This window comes from Blautia sp. DFI.6.71 (assembly GCF_020593585.1).
GTDB classification, from domain to species: Bacteria; Bacillota; Clostridia; order Lachnospirales; family Lachnospiraceae; genus Blautia_A; species Blautia_A wexlerae.
The window spans coordinates 12690-32603 of the sequence record NZ_JAJDMJ010000021.1 but is presented as its reverse complement, the minus strand read 5'-3'; the positions used below and the strand labels follow the sequence as shown (position 1 = coordinate 32603).

The 19914-nt window shown below is 42.8% G+C and carries 18 protein-coding genes; 16 read left to right on the top strand and 2 right to left on the bottom strand.

All coding sequences use genetic code 11. The features are described from left to right. Positions 1–5: 5 nt before the first annotated feature. The 6 genes from LJE12_RS10570 to LJE12_RS10545 all read left to right on the top strand — a co-directional run bounded on the left by LJE12_RS10570 (position 6) and on the right by LJE12_RS10545 (position 5249). Complete coding sequence (locus tag LJE12_RS10570) at positions 6–1379, top strand: FtsW/RodA/SpoVE family cell cycle protein (protein ID WP_118614695.1); 1374 nt, start codon at positions 6–8, stop codon at positions 1377–1379. Beyond that, positions 1288–2787, top strand: coding sequence for a peptidoglycan D,D-transpeptidase FtsI family protein (locus LJE12_RS10565; protein WP_227226933.1), 1500 nt, complete (start codon positions 1288–1290; stop codon positions 2785–2787). Before LJE12_RS10570 ends, LJE12_RS10565 begins: the two co-directional genes overlap by 92 nt. Positions 2788–2970: 183 nt before the next feature. Beyond that, positions 2971–3426: an NUDIX hydrolase gene (locus LJE12_RS10560; protein ID WP_055060056.1), complete on the top strand. Its 456-nt coding sequence runs from the start codon at positions 2971–2973 to the stop codon at positions 3424–3426. 104 nt (positions 3427–3530) lie between these two features. After that, the gene (locus LJE12_RS10555; RefSeq protein WP_062807661.1) at positions 3531–3842 is read left to right on the top strand and encodes a hypothetical protein; all 312 of its coding nucleotides are present in this window, start codon (positions 3531–3533) and stop codon (positions 3840–3842) included. 4 nt (positions 3843–3846) lie between these two features. Next, entirely contained in the window at positions 3847–4875 is a 1029-nt protein-coding gene (locus LJE12_RS10550) for a DUF2953 domain-containing protein (RefSeq protein ID WP_227226932.1), read from the top strand. A 2-nt stretch (positions 4876–4877) separates the two neighbouring features. Beyond that, positions 4878–5249: a GerW family sporulation protein gene (locus LJE12_RS10545; RefSeq protein ID WP_020993849.1), complete on the top strand. Its 372-nt coding sequence runs from the start codon at positions 4878–4880 to the stop codon at positions 5247–5249. A 332-nt stretch (positions 5250–5581) separates the two neighbouring features. Here the strand turns inward: LJE12_RS10545 and rpmB are convergent, their stop codons facing one another. Further along, entirely contained in the window at positions 5582–5770 is a 189-nt protein-coding gene (gene rpmB / locus LJE12_RS10540; protein WP_019161496.1) for a 50S ribosomal protein L28, read from the bottom strand. A gap of 208 nt (positions 5771–5978) precedes the next feature. Here rpmB and LJE12_RS10535 point away from each other — a divergent pair, with 208 nt between their 5' ends. The 8 genes from LJE12_RS10535 to LJE12_RS10500 all read left to right on the top strand — a co-directional run bounded on the left by LJE12_RS10535 (position 5979) and on the right by LJE12_RS10500 (position 17249). Further along, positions 5979–6338: an Asp23/Gls24 family envelope stress response protein gene (locus tag LJE12_RS10535; RefSeq protein ID WP_020993850.1), complete on the top strand. Its 360-nt coding sequence runs from the start codon at positions 5979–5981 to the stop codon at positions 6336–6338. Between the two features lie 58 nt (positions 6339–6396). Next, positions 6397–8031 (top strand): DAK2 domain-containing protein, encoded by a 1635-nt coding sequence (locus tag LJE12_RS10530; protein WP_179961419.1) that lies wholly within the window; start codon positions 6397–6399, stop codon positions 8029–8031. A 477-nt stretch (positions 8032–8508) separates the two neighbouring features. After that, positions 8509–10563, top strand: coding sequence for an ATP-dependent DNA helicase RecG (recG, locus tag LJE12_RS10525; protein WP_227226931.1), 2055 nt, complete (start codon positions 8509–8511; stop codon positions 10561–10563). A gap of 223 nt (positions 10564–10786) precedes the next feature. Continuing rightward, positions 10787–11446 carry a DUF6465 family protein gene (locus LJE12_RS10520; RefSeq protein ID WP_008704312.1) on the top strand — a complete coding sequence of 220 codons (660 nt, stop codon included), beginning with the start codon at positions 10787–10789 and terminating at the stop codon, positions 11444–11446. A gap of 412 nt (positions 11447–11858) precedes the next feature. Continuing rightward, on the top strand, positions 11859–14192 hold the full coding sequence (gene feoB / locus LJE12_RS10515; protein ID WP_173697087.1) for a ferrous iron transport protein B: 2334 nt from the start codon (positions 11859–11861) through the stop codon (positions 14190–14192). A 563-nt stretch (positions 14193–14755) separates the two neighbouring features. Continuing rightward, positions 14756–15763 (top strand): DHH family phosphoesterase, encoded by a 1008-nt coding sequence (locus tag LJE12_RS10510; RefSeq protein ID WP_173697086.1) that lies wholly within the window; start codon positions 14756–14758, stop codon positions 15761–15763. A gap of 103 nt (positions 15764–15866) precedes the next feature. Beyond that, the gene (locus LJE12_RS10505; RefSeq protein WP_173697085.1) at positions 15867–16469 is read left to right on the top strand and encodes a hypothetical protein; all 603 of its coding nucleotides are present in this window, start codon (positions 15867–15869) and stop codon (positions 16467–16469) included. A 159-nt stretch (positions 16470–16628) separates the two neighbouring features. Continuing rightward, positions 16629–17249 carry a hypothetical protein gene (locus tag LJE12_RS10500; RefSeq protein WP_227226930.1) on the top strand — a complete coding sequence of 207 codons (621 nt, stop codon included), beginning with the start codon at positions 16629–16631 and terminating at the stop codon, positions 17247–17249. 91 nt (positions 17250–17340) lie between these two features. On the opposite strand, the gene LJE12_RS10495 is transcribed toward LJE12_RS10500, so the two are convergent. Next, the gene (locus LJE12_RS10495) at positions 17341–18204 is read right to left on the bottom strand and encodes a serine hydrolase domain-containing protein (RefSeq protein WP_119253713.1); all 864 of its coding nucleotides are present in this window, start codon (positions 18202–18204) and stop codon (positions 17341–17343) included. Positions 18205–18597: 393 nt separating this feature from the next. Between LJE12_RS10495 and LJE12_RS10490 the strand changes: the two genes are divergently transcribed. Beyond that, entirely contained in the window at positions 18598–19323 is a 726-nt protein-coding gene (locus tag LJE12_RS10490; RefSeq protein ID WP_227226929.1) for an AlkZ-related protein, read from the top strand. An 8-nt stretch (positions 19324–19331) separates the two neighbouring features. Continuing rightward, positions 19332–19910: an SOS response-associated peptidase gene (locus LJE12_RS10485; protein ID WP_173697082.1), complete on the top strand. Its 579-nt coding sequence runs from the start codon at positions 19332–19334 to the stop codon at positions 19908–19910. Positions 19911–19914 lie beyond the last annotated feature (4 nt).

Sequence of the window (19914 nt, the reverse complement as noted above, 5' to 3'; positions counted from 1 at the left end):
GGCATATGATTAATGTAATTGTAGAATTATCCAAGTATGTGATCCTTACCCTGATGGTGATTTATGCCTTTCACTGTTTCTATCTGGTGAAACAGCAGAGTGAGGAGGAGAGAAACGAATCGCTGCGCCAGCAGCTGATGCTTATCTTTTTTATGGATTTCACTGCGTTTCTGGTCATCTACCTGAAGACAGGTAAGTTTCAGGTCGTGTTATTTTATATCGAAATGATGGCATTTTTTGCGGGAATCCAGATTTTGTACAGGATTTTTTATAAGAAAGCATCGATTTTACTGCTCAACAATATGTGCATGCTTCTCAGCGTAGGATTTATTATGCTGTGCAGGCTGGATGTTTCCACAGCTACCAGACAGCTGGTGATCGTGGCAGGCGTGAATGTGGTGGCATTGATTGTACCTGTCCTGATCAGGAAGATGAAATTTCTCAAGGACCTGACATGGGTTTATGCGGGAATCGGAATCGTTTTGCTGGCGGCGGTATTTGTGCTTGCAAAGACAAGCTATGGAGCAAAACTTTCCCTGATGGGAATCCAGCCTTCAGAGGCGATAAAGATTACATTTGTGTTCTTTATGGCGGCATTGCTGAGAAAAGGTGCTGATTTTTCAAAAGTGATCCAGGCTACGGTAGTGGCGGGACTGCATGTGGGGATTCTTGTACTTTCCAGAGACCTTGGAAGTGCAGTGATCTTCTTTGCGGCATATCTTGTGATGATTTATGTGGCATCCAGAAATGTGGGATATCTGGCACTTGGTCTTGCAGGCGGATCTGCAGGGGCAGTTGTCGCATATCATCTGTTTGGCCATGTGCGTCAGAGAGTGACAGCCTGGAAGGATCCCATGGCGGTATATCAGAATGAAGGATACCAGATCGTCCAGTCACTGTTTGCCATTGGAACCGGCGGATGGTTTGGAATGGGATTGTGTCAGGGTTCGCCTGAGAAGATCCCTGTTGTCAAGAATGACTTTATATTCAGTGCAATCTGTGAGGAACTGGGTGGGATTTTTGCAATCTGCCTGATCCTGGTATGTATGAGTTTCTTTTTGATGATCGTAAATATTGCGCTTAAGATTAAGAAACCATTCTACAAACTGATCGCACTTGGACTTGGTACGGAATATGCATTTCAGGTATTTCTGACAATTGGCGGAGCAACGAAATTTATCCCTATGACAGGTGTAACTCTTCCTCTGGTCAGCTATGGAGGAAGTTCTGTCGCGTGTACAGTACTGATGCTGGCGATTATTCAGGGATTGTATATTTTGAGAGAAGATGAGGACGAAGAAATTGAGAGATATCGAAGAAAAGGAACGGCGCAGAGAGTTGAAGAAGCGCCAGAAGCGCAAAGCCCGGGAGATTTCTGAAAAGAGAAGGCCCCGTAACAGAGAGTATACACTGGTATCCTGCTTTTTTGTGCTGATCTTTGTCAGTATGATCGGATATCTGATCTACTTTAATTATGCAAAGAGCGATGATTTTATCAATAGTCCCTATAATACAAGGCAGGATACTTTTTCAGACAGGGTTGTAAGAGGTAAGATCATATCTGCAGATGGGCAGGTGCTTGCCCAGACCAATGTTTACGAAGACGGAACAGAGGAACGTACTTATCCCTATGCAAATATGTTCGCTCATGTAGTCGGATATGACACTAATGGAAAAAGCGGACTGGAATCAGAGGCGAACTTCCAGCTTCTGACTTCTCATGAATTTTTCCTGAACCAGATGAAAAATGAGTTTAAGAATCAGAAAAATACGGGTGATTCTGTGATCACGACGTTAAACGCAGATCTTCAGTCAACTGCCTATAATGCACTTGGTGACAGGAGAGGGGCGGTTGTTGCCATAGAACCCTCTACAGGTAAGATTCTGGTGGAAATGAGCAGACCGGACTTTGACCCGAATACTATTTCCCAGAACTGGGACACACTGGTAAATGATTCCAATGACAGCAGTCTGTTGAACAGAGCTACAAACGGAGCCTATCCTCCGGGATCTACATTTAAGGTGGTAACTGCCCTGGACTATTTCAGAACCAAGGGCAGTCTGGAGGGATTTTCCTATCTCTGTGAGGGAAGTATTACCAGAGAAGATCACACGATCAGGTGCTATGGCGGAACTGTTCATGGACAGGAAGATTTTTACAGTGCTTTTGCCAATTCCTGTAACAGTGCATTTGCAGAGATCGGAACCATGCTCGGAGGCAGTTCTCTGAAAAAAACAGCCGAGGATCTTCTTTTTAATAAGAGTCTTCCGCTTTCTTCCTATAAAAAGAGTACTTTTACATTAAATGGAAAATCTTCTGTTGCAGAGGTTATGCAGACTGCCATCGGACAGGGTAATACGTTGGTATCACCTATGCATATGGCGCTGATTACCAGTGCGATCGCCAATGGCGGGGAGCTCATGAAGCCTTATCTCATTGATTCTGTTGTAAGTTCAGATGGAGAGACAGTGAAGACAACAGAGCCGGAGAGCTATAAACGTCTGATGACAACAAATGAGGCGAATATCCTTGGAAAGCTTATGAAAGGTGTTGTGGAAAACGGAACCGCATCGGCTCTGAACGGAAGAGGATATACAGTGGCAGGCAAGACTGGATCAGCGGAATTTGATGAGAATGGTTCCAGTCATTCCTGGTTTATCGGTTATTCCAACGTGGATGATCCGGATCTGGTAGTTGCGATCATTGTTGAGAATGGCGGTACCGGAAGTGAAGCAGCAGTGCCCATCGCAGAGCAGATATTTGATGCGTATTATTATGATAAGTAATAATAAATTCCATGTTGCAGGCAATCTGGAATGAATTTTGGCTACGTTACTGTGAACGGAGTGAACAGTAACTAATTAATCGGTAATATGTTATGAAATGATATTTATAGCTTGCGGGTTTGGAAAAAAAGAGATATACTATACTCAGTTTATAATACCACGCAAAACAGGAGGGATTGCATTATGATAGAAGCAACGAGCTGTGGCGGTGTGGTAATTCATCGGGGTAAGATTCTTACTTTGTATAAATCTTACAGGAACCGTTATGAGGGCTGGGTATTGCCGAAAGGAACAGTGGAACCAGGCGAAACGCATGAACAGACAGCATTGCGGGAAGTGATGGAAGAGGCTGGAGTGCGTGCGACCATTGTGAAATACATCGGAAAGAGCCAATATAACTTTACCGTTCCGGAGGACGTGGTTTCCAAAGAGGTACACTGGTATCTTATGACTGCGGATAATTATCATAGTAAGCCCCAGAGAGAGGAGTTTTTTGTAGATTCCGGATATTATAAATTTCATGAGATCTATCATCTGCTGAGGTTTTCAAACGAGAAGCAGATCGTAGAGCGTGCTTATCAGGAATATTTGGAGATGAGAAGCAATGGACTCTGGGGAAAACAGCATAAGTATTATTAACGAGAGAACAGGGCTGTGTTTTTTTGCAACGCAGCCCGGTTTAAATTTTGGAGAAAATGGAAATACTGTAACTGAAGTGTTATAGAAACGGGAGAGGGTGTAAGATGCTGAAATGGCAGGAGAATTTTCTTGCAGGGGAATCTGTAAAGAATCCTGAGAAGATAAAAAAGAAACTGAACAGCGGAAAACCGGTTCTGGGCATTTATCTCCTTACTCTGTCAGAGAATCCTGTGAATCTGATGGATATTATTCCTGCAGCAATGCTGATACAGAAGAGCTTTTATGGAATCTGTCCGAAGATCATAGGAATGGCGAAGGGCAAAGAGGAAGCCCTGGAGATGGTGCGAAGTCTGATCGATGAAATGTACAGGGAAACGGGAACTTTCGCAACAGCTGAATATATAGAAAACAGGTGAGAATATGTTACATATTTTATGGCTGATCCTTAAATTTATACTGATCATCCTGGGAATTCTGCTGGGCCTTCTTTTACTGGCAATTCTTCTTGTACTGTTCTGTCCTGTAAGATATAAGGCATCAGCTGTCAAGGCAGAAGGTGGCTGGAAACAGACAGAGGGAGAGGGTATCGTAAGCTGGCTGTTTCATGGGATTTCGCTGAGAGCGGAATGGAAAGATCAGCAGATGGAGATATCCTTTCATCTGTTTGGAATTCCCGTAGACAAGTTGTTGAAAAAACGGCAGGAGAAGAGGGCTGTAACAAAGAAATCCGGGAAAAATCCGGAGAAATCCGGCGCAGAAAAGGTATCTGTATCCGGCACAGACGGAAACAGGGAAGAAGAGCATAAAAAATCAGTGGTTGATCACCCGAAATCAGAGAATATGGAGACTGAGGATCTGAAAACAGACAGAAATTCAGCTTCAGGTACATCTGCTGATACAGAGAGGATCAGAAACAGTCAGATATCCGGACAGCAGGAACTGAATGCAGATGATACAGATCGGAATAGTCTAAAGAAGAGGCAGTTTTTTATAAAAAGGATCTATGACCGGATCCGAAATATATTTCAGTCGATTCGTACAAAACTGCAAAATATCCGCAGGACATTCGGGAAGATTAAGAAGAATGTGTCCTGGTGGAAGGCGTTTATAGAACATCCCAGAGTGACAGCTGCCAGAAAGCTTGTATGGAAACATGGAAAATTTTTGCTTAAGCATATTTTTCCTACAAGGATAGAAGGGCAGGTTACTTTTTCTTTTGAAGATCCGGCGCTGACAGGTGCGGCACTTGCTGTACTTGGGATGACAATTCCATTTCACAAAAATTATATACAGATCAATCCCCGTTTTGACAGTGAGAATTATCTGTATGGAAACATCAGGGCAAAAGGCAGGATCTACGGATTTGTTCCTGTGCGGGCAGCAGTGAGTATTTATTTCAATAAAAATATAAAATACGTTATAAAACGTTGGAAAACCAGGAGGGCATGACCATGGCAAATGAAAACAATTTTAAAGAAACCGTAAATTCATTATTCAAGGGAATGGACAGTTTTATTTCTGCGAAAACAGTGGTAGGAGAGGCAATCCATGTAGGCGATACGATCATTCTTCCTCTGATGGATGTATCTTTCGGTGTAGGTGCCGGTGCTTTTTCCGGAGAGAAGAAGGATAACGGCGGCGGCGGAATGGCAGGAAAGATGACTCCCTGTGCAGTGCTTGTAATCCAGAATGGAACAACAAAGCTGGTCAATGTGAAAAATCAGGATGGTCTCACCAAGATCCTTGATATGGTTCCGGATTTTGTAGACCGTTTTACCTCCGGAAAAGGTGACGAAGAATCTGTCGGCGAATCAGAAAAATAATTTTTGCATAGACTATAGCAAACCGATGAAAAAGGTGCAGAAGAATTGGAAAAGCTGTTCGGCTTTATGCTGTTTTTCATAGGGATTGGGATGATAATCGGGATGCTGATCGCAGAAAATGTGGTTCTGGTGGTTTCGGCCGGAGTTTTCCTGTTGTTGGGATATCATCTTTTCTGTCATTAACTTTACAGAAGATTGCGAATATCCCGTTTGACATATGAAATAAAAAAAGACTGTCAGCTCAGGCAGAATATTCGGTAAAGAATATCTGAACAGAGGGACAGTCTTTTTTGCAAAAAAATACCCCTGTTGCAACAGGGGTAATGGTGTTATTATGCTCTTTCTACTTTACCGGATCTTAAGCAAGAAGTACATACATATGTCTTTCTAGCTCCACCCTCAGCAGTCTTGATTTTAACGGATTTTACGTTAGATTTCCACATTTTATTGGATCTTCTATGTGAATGACTTACATTATTTCCGAAATGAGCAGCTTTCTCACAGATTGCACATTTAGCCATGATAGCACCTCCTTGACGCTTTATTGTTACTGTCGTGCTGTGTGCATAGCGTCTGAACAGTAACCTTGTGTTCAACAGATTACATTGTAACAGATGAATTGTGCTTTTGCAAGCAAAAAAAGGAAAAAACTCAAAAATTATATTTCTTTTTCTGTGAAAAGAGGTTATAATACACTTACATACAATAATGAGCATTGGAGGTAACCATATGAATGGACGTATAGATTCCGGATTAGGTCAGATCATAATTGACACAGATGTAATTGCAACCTACGCAGGAAGCGTTGCTGTAGAATGTTTTGGTATCGTAGGCATGGCTGCAGTCAGTATGAAGGACGGACTGGTAAAGCTTCTTGGAAAGAACAGCCTGAAACATGGCATCAGCGTCAGAATTACAGAGGACAATAAAATCCGCCTGAATTTCCATGTTATTGTGGCATATGGCGTGAATATAAGTACAATTGCAGACAACCTTGTCAGCAATGTCAAATATAAAGTCGAGGCCTTTACAGGAATGGAGATTGATAAGATCGATATTTATGTAGAAGGTGTACGCGCAATTGATTAGGATAGAGGAGGAACTTGTGGTGAATAACAAAACCATAGATGCCAGAATACTTTCCAGGATGTTTCTTGCAGGAGCCAAGAATCTGGAAGCTAAAAAAGAATGGATCAACGAACTGAACGTATTTCCGGTACCGGATGGAGATACAGGAACCAATATGACAATGACGATCATGGCAGCAGCAGCAGAAGTAGGTTCTCTGGGAGAGCCTGACATGGAGTCACTGGCCAAGGCGATTTCTTCCGGTTCCCTGCGCGGTGCAAGAGGTAACTCAGGTGTTATTCTTTCTCAGCTTCTGCGTGGCTTTACCAGAAGTGTTAAGAACAGTAAGGAACTGGATGCCATTGATATCGCGGCAGCCATGGAGAAAGGTGTGGAGACTGCATATAAGGCAGTCATGAAACCGAAGGAAGGAACAATCCTTACTGTTGCAAGAGAGGCTGCTGCCAAGGCTGTAGAGCTTGCGGAGACAGCAGAGGATTTGGATACATTTTTCCAGAGCGTGATCGCTCATGCGGAGGAAACTCTGGCAAAGACACCGGAGATGCTGCCGGTTCTGAAAGAAGCAGGAGTAGTGGATTCCGGTGGACAGGGACTTCTGGAAGTATACCATGGTGCATATGATGGTTTCCTTGGCAAGGAGATTGATTATACACAGTTTGACAAGGCAAAAGGTCCTGCTGTGACTAAGATCGATGCACAGACAGAGGCTGATATTAAATTTGGTTATTGTACAGAGTTTATTATTCTTCTGAACCAGCCGATGTCCGAGGAGACAGAGCATGAATTTAAGAAATTCCTGATGTCCCTTGGTGATTCTATTGTGCTTGTTGCAGATGACGAGATCGTGAAGGTTCATGTTCATACCAATCATCCCGGACAGGCTATTGAGAAAGCTCTTACCTTTGGTGCACTTTCACGTATGAAGATCGACAATATGCGTGAGGAGCATCAGGAGAAGCTTATAAAGGATGCCGAGAAAATGGCGAAAGAGCAGGCAGAACAGGAAGAAAAAGAAGAAGCAGCACAGCCGCCGAAGGAAGTTGGCTTTATTTCCGTATCTGTGGGAAAGGGAATGACAGAGATCTTTAAGGAATTGGGTGTGGATTACCTGATCGAGGGCGGTCAGACGATGAACCCGAGTACAGAGGATATGCTCAATGCCATTGCAAAAGTAAATGCAAAGACTATTTATATTTTCCCGAACAATAAGAATATTGTTCTTGCTGCAAACCAGGCAAGGGATCTTACTGAGGATAAAGAGATCGTGGTTGTGCCGACTAAGACCATTCCGCAGGGAATTACTGCCATGATCAGTTATGTGCCCGAGAAGAACAGTGCGGAGAATACTGAGGCTATGCTTCAGGCAATCGAACATGTGAAGACCGGACAGATCACGTATGCTGTGCGTGATACAAGGATTGATGATAAGGAGATCCATGAGGGTGATATGATGGGTATCGGTGATCATGGAATCCTGGCTGTTGGCAAGGACCGCATGGAAGTTGCCAAGGAGACAGTTGCCCAGATGGTGGATGATGAGTCTGAGGTGATCAGTATTTATTATGGTGCTGATACTGAGGAGGCTGAAGCTGAGGAGCTGGCAACGGTTCTGGAGGAGGCTTATCCGGAGTGTGATGTGGAACTGAATGCGGGTGGACAGCCGATTTATTATTATGTTATTTCTGTAGAGTAGGATAATAGAGTTTTTGAGAGAGATAAACGAATAGTTCATGTGATGAAAACGGGTATAGGCCATTGTTGAGGGTGGGTATATCCGTTTTCGTGTTATAAAAGGGGACGGCAGGAAAATATTTGTGTCAGGATGCGGTTTCGGCATCTAAGAGATTCTAAGGTGAAAAAAATCTGCTAAAAGCATGAGCCGTCTTGTCAAACTCGCTCCGTTGCAAACTTCGCTCAGACAGTGATGCAGCCGGCTCATAACGCAGATTTTTTTCGCCTAAGAATCTCTAAGATACCTGCAAATGCATCCTGACACAAATATTTTCCTGCCTGAGATTTGGATAGTGGAAGTTTATTGTCGGCAGATTATTGTGATTGAAGAATGAGGGTTGCTTGATTTGGTTATTTTTTGCAGGGATAAGATAGATAATTTTTACTGGCTGTAAGGGATATTCATAATTATATTGTAGTAGAAAGGAATCGGTGGTATATGTCAACATCTTTGCGTACTTTGAAGGGCGTGGGGGAGAAAACGGAAAAGTTATTTGCGAAAATAGGAGTTACGGATATGGAATCTCTTCTGAGTTATTATCCACGTAATTATGATGCGTATGAGGAGCCTGTTGAGATCCAGTCTCTGGAAGAGGGAGCTGTTGTGGCGATTTCTGTGGCGGTTATAACGGGTGTGTATGTGAATCAGGTGCGGAATCTTCAGGTAATCACGACCACTGTGGCAGATTTTACGGGGAAAATTTCTGTTACGTGGTTTAATGCACCGTATCTGCGCTCTGCAGTCAGGAAAGGCAGCAGGTTTGTTCTGCGGGGGCGTGTCGTCAGGAAGCAGGGGAAGCTGCAGATGGAGCACCCTGAGATTTTTACGCCTGCGGCTTATGAGGAGATTCTGCACAGTCTTCAGCCGATTTATGGACTGACTGCAGGGCTTTCTAATAAGACGATCGTGAAGCTGATCCATCAGGTGCTTGATGAGCAGAAGCTTCAGGCAGAGTATCTGGCAGATGAGTATAAGGAGAGGTATCACCTGGCAGACAGGAATTTTGCGATTCCTGCGATTCATTTTCCCAAAAATATGCAGGAGCTGTTAGCTGCAAGGAGAAGGTTGGTGTTTGACGAGTTTCTTCTTTTTATTCTTGCTGTGCAGTCTTTGAAGGAGAAGACGGAGGAAGCACCGAATGCGTTTCCCATGCATCCGGTGTGGACGACAGAGCAGATTATTGAAAGTCTGCCCTATGATCTGACAAAGGCGCAGTTGAATGTGTGGCATGAGATTGAGAGGGATTTAAGCGGCCAGGCCCTGATGTCTAGACTGGTGCAGGGAGATGTGGGAAGCGGTAAGACAATCCTTGCGTTTCTCGCAATGATCATGACTGTGGAGAATGGATATCAGGCAGTGCTTATGGCACCTACGGAGGTTCTTGCAAGGCAGCATTTTCAGGCAATGGAGAAATTGCTGCAGGAACAGAATATTGATTTTGGGCATCCGGTTTTGCTGACAGGATCAGATACTGCGAAGGAGAAAAGGGAAAAATATGCGCTGATCGCGTCAAAAGAGGCTAACCTGGTGATAGGAACGCATGCGCTGATTCAGGAAAAAGTGCAGTACAATAATCTTGGACTGGTTATTACAGATGAGCAGCATCGTTTTGGTGTGAAACAGAGGGAAGCACTGACTACTATGGGAAACCCGCCTAATGTGCTGGTGATGAGTGCTACACCGATTCCAAGGACGCTGGCGATCATTATATACGGGGATCTGGATATTTCAGTAATTGATGAACTTCCTGCGCAGAGACTTCCCATTAAAAATTGTGTGGTGGATACTTCTTACAGGCCGAAGGCTTATTCCTTTATGGAGAAGCAGATCCGTCAGGGACGGCAGGTTTATGTGATCTGTCCAATGGTGGAGGAGAGCGAAGGGATGGATGGGGAAAATGTGCTGGATTATACCCTGAAGCTTCGCAATGTTTTTTCGCCGGATATAAAGATTGCTTCTCTTCATGGAAAGATGAAAGCGAAAGAGAAGAATGTGATCATGGAGGCTTTTGCCGCAGGGGAAATTCAGATTCTGGTATCTACTACTGTAGTTGAGGTAGGAGTGAATGTGCCTAATGCTACAGTGATGATGGTGGAGAATGCCGAGCGTTTCGGGCTGGCACAGCTTCATCAGCTTCGCGGGCGTGTCGGTAGAGGGGAATATCAGTCATATTGCATTTTTATGCAGGGAAATGGTGCAAAAGAGATTTCTAAACGTCTGCAGATCCTGAATAAATCCAACGATGGATTTTATATTGCAGGAGAGGATCTGAAGCTTCGCGGTCCTGGTGATCTTTTTGGAATCCGACAGAGTGGTCTGCTGGAATTTAAACTGGGGGATATCTATCAGGATGCGGATATCCTGAAGGCTGCCAGTGAGACGGCCGCAGAGATTCTGTCCCTTGACGGGGATTTAAGCCTTCCGCAGAATGAGGAACTTCAGAGGAGACTTTTGGCATATATGAAGGAAGATCTGCAGAATCTAGGACTATAGAAAATGACGGATACAGAGTAAAAAATAATACTGTTCATGTTACTGTTCATAAGATGCCTAAATTATAAAAACAGAAAAACATTGCAAAAGCAGAAGATTCGTAGTATTCTATTTTCATAAAAGAATGTTACTGTTTATCATATTTTCGGTAACATAAGAATACCTGTAACTGTACAAAACTGAGCAGTTACGAATACTTATACCTTGTAAGGAGGCTAATCATATGGCAACAAAAGCAACTACAGCAGATCTCAACACATCCACTGCGAAGACAACCGAAGTTAAAGAGGCTCCTGCAAAGACAACTGCTGAAGAAGTAGCTGTAAATAAAGAAGCAAACAAGAAAGAAACTGCTGAAACAGAGACTGTAAAGAAAGAAACAACAGCAAAGAAACCGGCAGCAAGAAGAACAAGAAAGACTGCAGAAAAGAAATCAGCAGAAGCAGAGAAAGAAACCGAGAAGAAAGAAACAGCTAAAGCAGCAGACACTGTAGAAAAGAAACCGGCAGAAACAGAGAAAGAAGCCGAGAAAAAAGAGACAGCTAAAACAACAAAGACTGCTGCAAAACCAACAAAAACAACGAAAAGAACTACAAAGAAGGCCCCTGCTAAGACAGCTGAGAAACCGGCTGAAGAGACCGCTGCCGAGAAGAAGACAACAAGAAGAACCACTAAGAAAGAAGCAACAGCAGAAGTATATATTCAGTTCATGGGCAGAGAAGTATATACAAAAAATATTTTAAGTAATGTCAGAAGAATCTGGACAGACGAACTGGGTAAAAAGGAGAAAGATCTCAAAGATATTAAGATTTATATCAAACCTGAAGAGAACAAAGCATATTATGTAATTAACGGTGATATCACTGGTTCTGTGTGGATCTGACATATAAAAAATAAGAACAATTTCCAAATCTTATGGCAATCACATAAATCAGTTACTTGAGAATGATCAGAATAATAAGTAATGAAGTAATCACAGACAGGTTTAATGACCTGTCAGGTTAAGACATTGAGAAACTCAGATGATAACATAAATTCATCTGAGTTTTTTGTGCTTTCGGTTATAAAAAATTGAGACATACCTGCTACTTGACAAAAATTATCAGTTAGTATAAGCTATCTGCATAAGGTTATTGAGAAAAATCGGCTATAGCAATCCTCGTAAATAATGCATTTAAGACAGTTCAGCAGGGTTTCACACTCTGATGGGCTGGATTAAGATGCATTATTTACGAGGATTGCTATAATAACGACGATGATAACCAAATACAAATACAAAAGGTGAGCGACTGAAAATGACATTAAAAGATTTGGAAATCGGAAAAAGTGCTGTGATCACGTCGGTTGGCGGCAAGGGTGCCCTGCGTCAGCATTTCCTGGATATGGGTATGATTCCAGGAGCTGAGGTCACAGTCGTGAAGTTTGCACCCATGGGAGATCCCATGGAATTGCAGGTACATGGATATGAACTGACATTAAGACTTGCGGAAGCAGAGCAGATAGAAATCGAACAGATCCCGAAGCGAAGCAGAAGTCACGCCGGAATAGAGGCTGTAAGCGACCTGGCACATCCGGGACTTGGAGAGGATGGAAAGTATCATTCCAGAGAAGATGAACATCCACTGCCTGAGGGAACTACACTGACGTACGCATTGGTGGGAAATCAGAACTGTGGAAAAACTACACTGTTTAACCAACTGACAGGTTCCAGTCAACATGTGGGAAACTTTCCAGGAGTAACGGTGGATCGCAAGACCGGTTCGATTAAAGGCCATCCGGATACAGAAATCACAGACCTTCCGGGAATTTATTCCATGTCCCCTTACAGCAGTGAGGAGATTGTCTCCAGAAATTTTGTCCTGGATGAGAAACCAAGTGCGATCATCAACATTGTGGATGCTACCAATATTGAGAGAAACCTGTATCTGACCATGCAGCTTCTGGAGATGGATATTCCTATGGTAGTTGCAATGAACATGATGGATGAAGTGCTGGGAAATCAGGGTTCTATAGATGTAAATAAGATGGAATCGCTGCTTGGAGTACCTGTAATCCCTATTTCCGCAGCAAAGAATGAAGGGGTTGATGAGCTGGTTGACCATGCGTTACATATAGCGAAATATCAGGAACATCCACTGCGTCAGGATTTCTGTGATAAGAGTGACCATGACGGTGCAGTACACCGCTGTATTCATGCGGTCATGCACCTGATTGAGGATCATGCGGCGCAGGCTGATATTCCTACCCGTTTTGCAGCAACCAAGGCAATCGAGGGAGATCCGCTGATTCTTGAGAAGCTGAAGCTGGACACAAATGAGACGGATATGCTGGAGCATATCGTACAGCAGATGGAAACAGAGCGTCAGGTTGACAGAAGCGCTGCGATCGCAGATATGCGTTTTGACTTTATTGAGCGTTTGTGTGAACAGACAGTTGTAAAGCCAAAAGAGAGTAAGGAGAGAATCAGAAGTGAGAAAATTGATAAGATTCTTACAGGAAAATATACAGCGATTCCCTGTTTCATCGGAATCATGGTACTGGTATTTTATCTTACCTTTAATGTGATCGGAGCGTGGCTTCAGGGGCTTCTGGAGATTGGAATTGATAAGGTTTCTGCGCTGGTAGATGTAGCACTGACAGCAGCAAATGTAAACAGTGCCATGCATAGCCTGGTCATTGATGGTATTTTTACAGGTGTGGGAAGTGTACTCAGTTTTCTGCCGATTATCGTAACCCTGTTTTTCTTTCTGTCTCTTATGGAAGACAGCGGATACGTTGCACGTGTTGCTTTTGTGATGGACAAACTTCTGCGTAAGATCGGCCTTTCCGGAAGAAGCATTGTACCAATGCTGATCGGATTCGGATGTACGGTTCCGGCTGTTATGGCCACACGTACACTTACAAGTGAGCGTGACAGAAAGATGACGATTTTGCTGACTCCATTTATGAGCTGTACTGCGAAGCTGCCGATTTATTCTTTCTTTGTAAGTGCTTTTTTCCCGAAGAAGGGCGGATTTATTATGGCAGGTCTTTACCTGCTTGGAATTTTGGTGGGAGTTCTGGCGGCATTTTTGTATAACAGAACTCTTTTCAAGGGAGATCCCGTCCCGTTTGTCATGGAACTTCCCAATTACCGGCTGCCGGGAGCAAGGAATGTAGGTCAGCTTTTGTGGGAAAAAGCAAAAGATTTCCTGCAGAGAGCGTTTTCTATTATCCTGCTTGCATCAATGATAATCTGGTTCCTGCAGAGCTTTGATCTGCATTTAAATCTTGTAAAAGATTCTGCAGACAGTATTCTGGCAATGGTGGCGGGAGTCCTGGCACCTATATTTAAACCAATCGGACTGGGAGACTGGAGAATCTGTACAGCTCTTATCAGCGGATTTATGGCAAAAGAGAGCGTGGTATCTACTCTGGAAGTACTTTTCAGTGGAAATATTGCCTCTGTACTGACTCCGCTGGCAGCAGCATCCCTGCTGGTATTCAGTTTGCTCTATACACCATGTGTGGCGGCTATCGCTTCAATCAAACGTGAAATGGGTAGCAAATGGGCTGTTGGTGTTGTGGTATGGCAGTGTGTGATTGCCTGGGTGGCTGCACTGATCGTACATCTGATAGGGATGATCTGATTTTATTAATTCGCTTTTATAGAAAAACCGATGGATTTGACTGTTTTCAGTCATCACCATCGGTTTTTTTCAGTTCCTCAACTGAGAGGCTTTTATCTGATTAGTACTGTCCGCCCTGGGAACCACTGGACATCTGTCTTTCCTGGGCTTCGATCATCTTTTTCATAATAATATCAGAACAACTTTCCCTGAATTTCCAGTTTGAGGGGAGATGATCTGATTTTCTGGCAGAAAATTAGATTACTATTTTTGATATGACAATCTCTTTATGGGTTTCATTATAGTACAGAAACCCTGAAAAAACTATAGAAATCTTACGAAATTGCTATAGTTTTTTAAAAAGAGACAGAAAAGAGACCAAAAGAGACAAGTGGTCTCTTTTGTCTCTTTTGGTTCTATAGCAATTCCGCAAAATAATGCAATCTGTAATGAATTTTGGTTACTGTTCACACATCACTATTCCGCGAGGTGTTTTTGCTTGTATGTGCCCACAACTTGCTATCTGATCTGTTAGATGATAAAATTAAAATATAACAGGGAAGTGATATACGAAGGAGGTAGGAATGACAGAGTTTAATTTTGATACTGTTTTTGATGAAACCATGCAGACGCACAATCTGGACACTGTAGTGATTCTGGGACACTTAAATCCGGATGGCGATGCTGCCGGATCGGTGATGAGCCTTGCGCACTATATCCATGTCAATTATCCACAATACAGGGTGTTTCCATACCTTGCAAAAACGCTGGAGCGCGGTCCGAAAAAGATGGTCGTGGAAGATAAGATATTTGTTCCTTTTGAGATGCCGGATATATCCGGAAAACAATATTGTGTCATAATCTGTGATAATGCAACTCTGGAGCGTATGATCGGATTGGAATATTACCAAAATGCCGCTGCCAGCATTGTTGTTGATCATCATGCTTCCAATGAAGGATACGGAGATGTGAACTGGACAAAGGTTTCTGAGGCATGTGCGGAAAATGTATACCATATGCTTTCTCCCGAACTGCTTCTAAATGCAGCCCAAAAGGAAGCGTACCCCAATGCCGCAGATTATATTTACCTTGGCATCCTGCATGATACCGGAGGACTGGCAAGGGCAAACCAGGGTATTTTTCAGGCAGTAGCTGATCTGATGGCTATGGGAGTTGACCATGGCAGGATTATGAAAACCTTACACAGTGATACCTTGGACATTCTGTACAAAAGAGCCGATATTCTTCATGGGGCAGTACGTGCGATGGATGGCCGGGTTGCTTATGTCATTATGGGACAGAAGGAAATTGCCGAAAAAGATATCACATACGAAGACATCCACTGTATCAGCACGATCCTGCGCGATTGCGACGATATTGAACTTGGTTTTACTATGTATGAGGAAGAAGAAAACGGGTGGAGATGTTCTTTCCGTTCAGACGGGAAATGGATCAATGTTAATGAACTGTTGAAACCTTTTGGCGGTGGAGGACATATCTCCGCAGCAGGATTAAAATATCGGACAGATAATGTAGAAGAATTAAAGAAACAGATTCTGGACAGAGTAGCAGAGATGAAAAATAAACAGTAATCTATAAATGAGCAAATAAAAAACTGCACAAAATTATAAAACCGAAGTGGAATATAAACACTTGTTGGAATTGTTATTGAGGGAAAAGAAGAGGAGAGTCTGTATGGGAAAGATAATCGAAGGTCTCTGGGATTGCACGTTTTGTGGGAATAAAAGGATTAGAGCCGGTCAAAAAACCTGTCCCGATTGTGGGCATCCGCAGGACGAAAATACAAAATTCTATATGCCGGATGAAATTAAATATGTTTCTGAGGAGGAAGCAGAAAAGATCAGCCGTAATCCGGACTGGCAGTGCAGCTTTTGCGGCAGTCTTAACAGCGACGATCTGAATGTCTGCAAAAATTGTGGTGCCACAAAAGAAGATTCGGAGAGAAACTACTTCGAGATGAGGCAGCAGGAAGAGGAAAAGATGGGAATCTTCGCAGCAATCATTTTTGGCATGATGTCATGCCTGGCACCGAAGATCAAAAACGTAACGATTGATGACTTGAATTGGGAAAGAACCATTGACATTGAAGAGGTTGTAACTCACAATGAAAGTGACTGGTCGCTGCCCGATGATGCGAGGCTGCAATATACAAAAAGTGAAATTCAATCCTACAAAGACGTTCTCGACCATTACGAGACAGTTACAGAAACCAAAACACGTAGCGTCATAGACCACTACGAAGAGAAGAGTTCTTATGTTGATCTTGGAAATGGATAGATGCTGCTGGATTCGCAGAGATTAATCAAAAATAAGACATAGATATACCCGGAGGGATACTTCGAACCTTTATTAAATAAGGAGATTCATAGTTTTGGCATGAGTCGCCTTGTTTAATGCTTTTCTCATGTTATACTGTCAATGTGGGAGGTGTAAAGCGTGGATGAATATATGAGAAAATTGAAGCGGCAGCTCTTATTTGAAGGCTCTTGCGTTACGAGCAGATGCGGCCGGGGTGGCGGTGTTTACGAGTATGTACAGTGCGAATTTGCTTATAATGAGGGCAGGTTAGACGGCGGCGAGCTGTCAAAACGTAACATAATCAGTATGTTTGAGAGTGGGCTTATATATGCAAACGAAGGCGAGACGATGTTTCGCGCTGAGGATATCATAAATACAGACAGGCACTTTGCGGCACTGCAGTATGCGATTACAGAGTGTATACATAGTCTGTCTGGCGGAGATATACAGGAGATACAGAGGCGGCTTGGAACGGGGCAGAACATACCGGGCGATGTAGAGGAACAACCCAAAACGCTTAGAGACATCGCAGCGTTCCATATAGAACAGATTAAAATCGGCGGTGACGCAAAGGTAGCCCGCATCATTGCATTTGTGCAATGCCTGCAGGCAGATATTGCTCCGTTTATTATACATGCGGAGAATAAAGAGGAGTACGAAGGGCGACTAGACAGCCCGGCACGACTGGAGCAGCTTTTCAGGGTAGAGCAGCGGCGGTTCTACAGAGAGACAGAACCAATGGTGGTTGATCAAGTATAAGAGATATTGCGGCGGGGAAACCCGTCGCTTTTCTGCTCCACTAACTCAGCATTATAGAAAGAGAAGATTGTTTTTCCGCGGAGAAAAGATATTATAATTTTGCGCAGACAAGCTCATAAACTGTCTTCAGAAGTTCGTCTCCCCTGCGGCATTCTGAAACAAACGAAACGACTGCGTTTTTTTTCGGAAGGATCATAGATATCTGGGAGTATTTTCCATCCGCCCGGAAAGAATTATATTCACCACGCCAGAAAAGATAACCATAGTATCCAACATCAGCTGCCTTTGTACTTTCTTCTATCCATTTCTCAGACAGTATCTGTTTTCCATTCCACTTGCCTTTGTTAAGATAAAACAGTCCAAATTTGTGAAGTTCAGAAAGGGTCAGAAATAATCCGCCGGCTCCAAAACTGTTTCCAAGTGGATCAGTCTCCCATGTAGGACGTTTTATTCCAAGTTTGGAAAAAAGTCTGGGTGTAAGGTAAGAAACCAGATCGCAGCCGGAGCGTCTTTGTACAAGAATGCCTGCCAGATAGGGGCCAACGTTATTATACACAAAATGTGTACCCGGCTTATACTTAAAGGGAATAGCCAGAGACATTTTTACCCAGTTATCTTCTTCATATAAAGGTCGTTGTTCTCCCATCAGACTGCCCTTCTCCTGTCCAAGGCACATGGTAAGAAGATCACGAACAGTTGCTTCTTTCAGGTTCTCATCTATACACTCCGGCAAGTCACCTGAAAATGCTTCTGTTAGTTTTTCATTAAGATCGATCAGCCCTTCCTGAACAGCAAAGCCAACTGCACAGGATGTGAAGCTCTTTGTTGCAGAATAAATATTCCTTCTGCATTCCGGTTCGCTGTACCACTCTGCTGCAAGTTCATTATCTTTTGAAATTTTGATTCCAAGAACATTATATTCTTTTGCTTTCTTAACAAAATCTGAAATATCCATAATATTTACACCCTTCTTGTCCTTAAATGTATTTTATTACTTTTATATTAACACAAAAATGGTGGATAAACCAGTTATTGCAGAAGGTGGTATATTACTATATTTCATCTTTAGACAAATTTCAATATTAAATATTGATTTTGTCTTTTTGTTATACCCGAATTTCAGCAAGACATTGCATCTTAATCCCTCAATATTCCCTTTTTTATCATAATTAAATCCTTCTGCTGATATTTTCATCAATGCAGTATTGGCAAATTGCTTAAGTTAATGACATTGTGTATGAACAGTAACAAAAATGTCATCAATTTTTTCGATAAAAATATATATCTTTGTCTTGCCTTGTCAATATGTGGTATACTTAAAACAGCAAAATACAGAAAGGAGAAAGTCATGGGAAACGAAGCAGGGGAATGGATCATTCATGGAGTAACATGGGATGATCCGAAATGCATCCACGATGTGGATGAAGCAGTCGAATATATCAACCGGGTTGGTTTTCTTCCTCTTTTTAAGAACGAAATTCCGGGGTTTTCTCTGGAGGAACGGACAGTGGCAGAATATTGGTGGTCTGATGATCCGGTGAGGGATCCGTGGAGATGGAGGATTGCCATTGCCAAAAGACATGATGTTCTTTACGGAAAATTCTTTGCCAAAAAAGCCGGGTTTATTTCCAAAAAATGGCTGCCGGTATTTGCCAACTACCGCAGGGACGGCTATGATTTTGATGCTCTGTTTGAGGATGAAAAAGCACCGATCAAACATAAGAATATTATGGATCATTTTATGGAAAATGATGCAGAAATCTACTCCTACGAATTGAAAAAATTGGCTGGATTTGGAAAAGATGGCGAAAAGGGATTTGACGGAGCCATTACCAGCCTTATGATGCAGACATATCTGTGTAACTGCGACTTTCGGAAAAGGATCAATCAAAAAGGCGTGGAGTACGGCTGGGATGTGGCTGTGTATTCTTCTCCGGAACACATTTATGGATATGACCATGTTACTTCCTGTTATAAGGAAGATCCGCGGACATCCTTGGGAAAAATTGTTGATCATATGAAACAGCTTTATCCAGAAGCCGCAGATACGCAGATAAGAAAGATTCTAAAATAGGAGAGAATATGTGCAGCAGATATTATATAGATCCCAATATGATGGAGGAGATTTCCAGAGTGGTACAGAACATAGATGGGAGGATTCGGCTGACACAAGGAGATATCCGTCCGACCGATGTCGCACCGGTCATTGGACAGTCAGAACATAGACTGGAACTGGGTATGTGCAGATGGGGATATCCCCTGTCAAAAGGTAAAAATCCGGTCATCAATGCAAGGGTGGAAACCGTCATGGATAAACCTTCTTTTCAGAACGGAATCTTATATCACCGGCTGTTGATTCCGGCAGGTGGGTTCTATGAATGGAATTCCCTGAAAGAAAAGAGTACCTTTACCAGACCTGATTCCTCTGTGCTGTACATGGCAGGGTTCTGTGACTGGTTTGAGAATGAACGAAGATTTGTGATCCTGACTACCACAGCGAATGATTCCATGAAAAAAATCCATAATCGTATGCCTTTGATCTTGGAAAGGGAACAAATTACAGACTGGTTTGATAATAACAAAATGCCTGTACTTCTGCACCAGACACCGACTCTGCTTAACCAACAGACGGAATATGAACAGCAGAGTCTGTTTTCATAGAAAG

Coding starts and splice junctions, on each gene's coding strand:
- LJE12_RS10570 (WP_118614695.1), top strand. CDS start 6: ATGATTAATGTAATTGTAGAATTATCCAAGTATGTGATCCTTACCCTG.
- LJE12_RS10565 (WP_227226933.1), top strand. CDS start 1,288: ATGAGGACGAAGAAATTGAGAGATATCGAAGAAAAGGAACGGCGCAGA.
- LJE12_RS10560 (WP_055060056.1), top strand. CDS start 2,971: ATGATAGAAGCAACGAGCTGTGGCGGTGTGGTAATTCATCGGGGTAAG.
- LJE12_RS10555 (WP_062807661.1), top strand. CDS start 3,531: ATGCTGAAATGGCAGGAGAATTTTCTTGCAGGGGAATCTGTAAAGAAT.
- LJE12_RS10550 (WP_227226932.1), top strand. CDS start 3,847: ATGTTACATATTTTATGGCTGATCCTTAAATTTATACTGATCATCCTG.
- LJE12_RS10545 (WP_020993849.1), top strand. CDS start 4,878: ATGGCAAATGAAAACAATTTTAAAGAAACCGTAAATTCATTATTCAAG.
- rpmB (WP_019161496.1), bottom strand. CDS start 5,770: ATGGCTAAATGTGCAATCTGTGAGAAAGCTGCTCATTTCGGAAATAAT.
- LJE12_RS10535 (WP_020993850.1), top strand. CDS start 5,979: ATGAATGGACGTATAGATTCCGGATTAGGTCAGATCATAATTGACACA.
- LJE12_RS10530 (WP_179961419.1), top strand. CDS start 6,397: ATGTTTCTTGCAGGAGCCAAGAATCTGGAAGCTAAAAAAGAATGGATC.
- recG (WP_227226931.1), top strand. CDS start 8,509: ATGTCAACATCTTTGCGTACTTTGAAGGGCGTGGGGGAGAAAACGGAA.
- LJE12_RS10520 (WP_008704312.1), top strand. CDS start 10,787: ATGGCAACAAAAGCAACTACAGCAGATCTCAACACATCCACTGCGAAG.
- feoB (WP_173697087.1), top strand. CDS start 11,859: ATGACATTAAAAGATTTGGAAATCGGAAAAAGTGCTGTGATCACGTCG.
- LJE12_RS10510 (WP_173697086.1), top strand. CDS start 14,756: ATGACAGAGTTTAATTTTGATACTGTTTTTGATGAAACCATGCAGACG.
- LJE12_RS10505 (WP_173697085.1), top strand. CDS start 15,867: ATGGGAAAGATAATCGAAGGTCTCTGGGATTGCACGTTTTGTGGGAAT.
- LJE12_RS10495 (WP_119253713.1), bottom strand. CDS start 18,204: ATGGATATTTCAGATTTTGTTAAGAAAGCAAAAGAATATAATGTTCTT.
- LJE12_RS10490 (WP_227226929.1), top strand. CDS start 18,598: ATGGGAAACGAAGCAGGGGAATGGATCATTCATGGAGTAACATGGGAT.
- LJE12_RS10485 (WP_173697082.1), top strand. CDS start 19,332: ATGTGCAGCAGATATTATATAGATCCCAATATGATGGAGGAGATTTCC.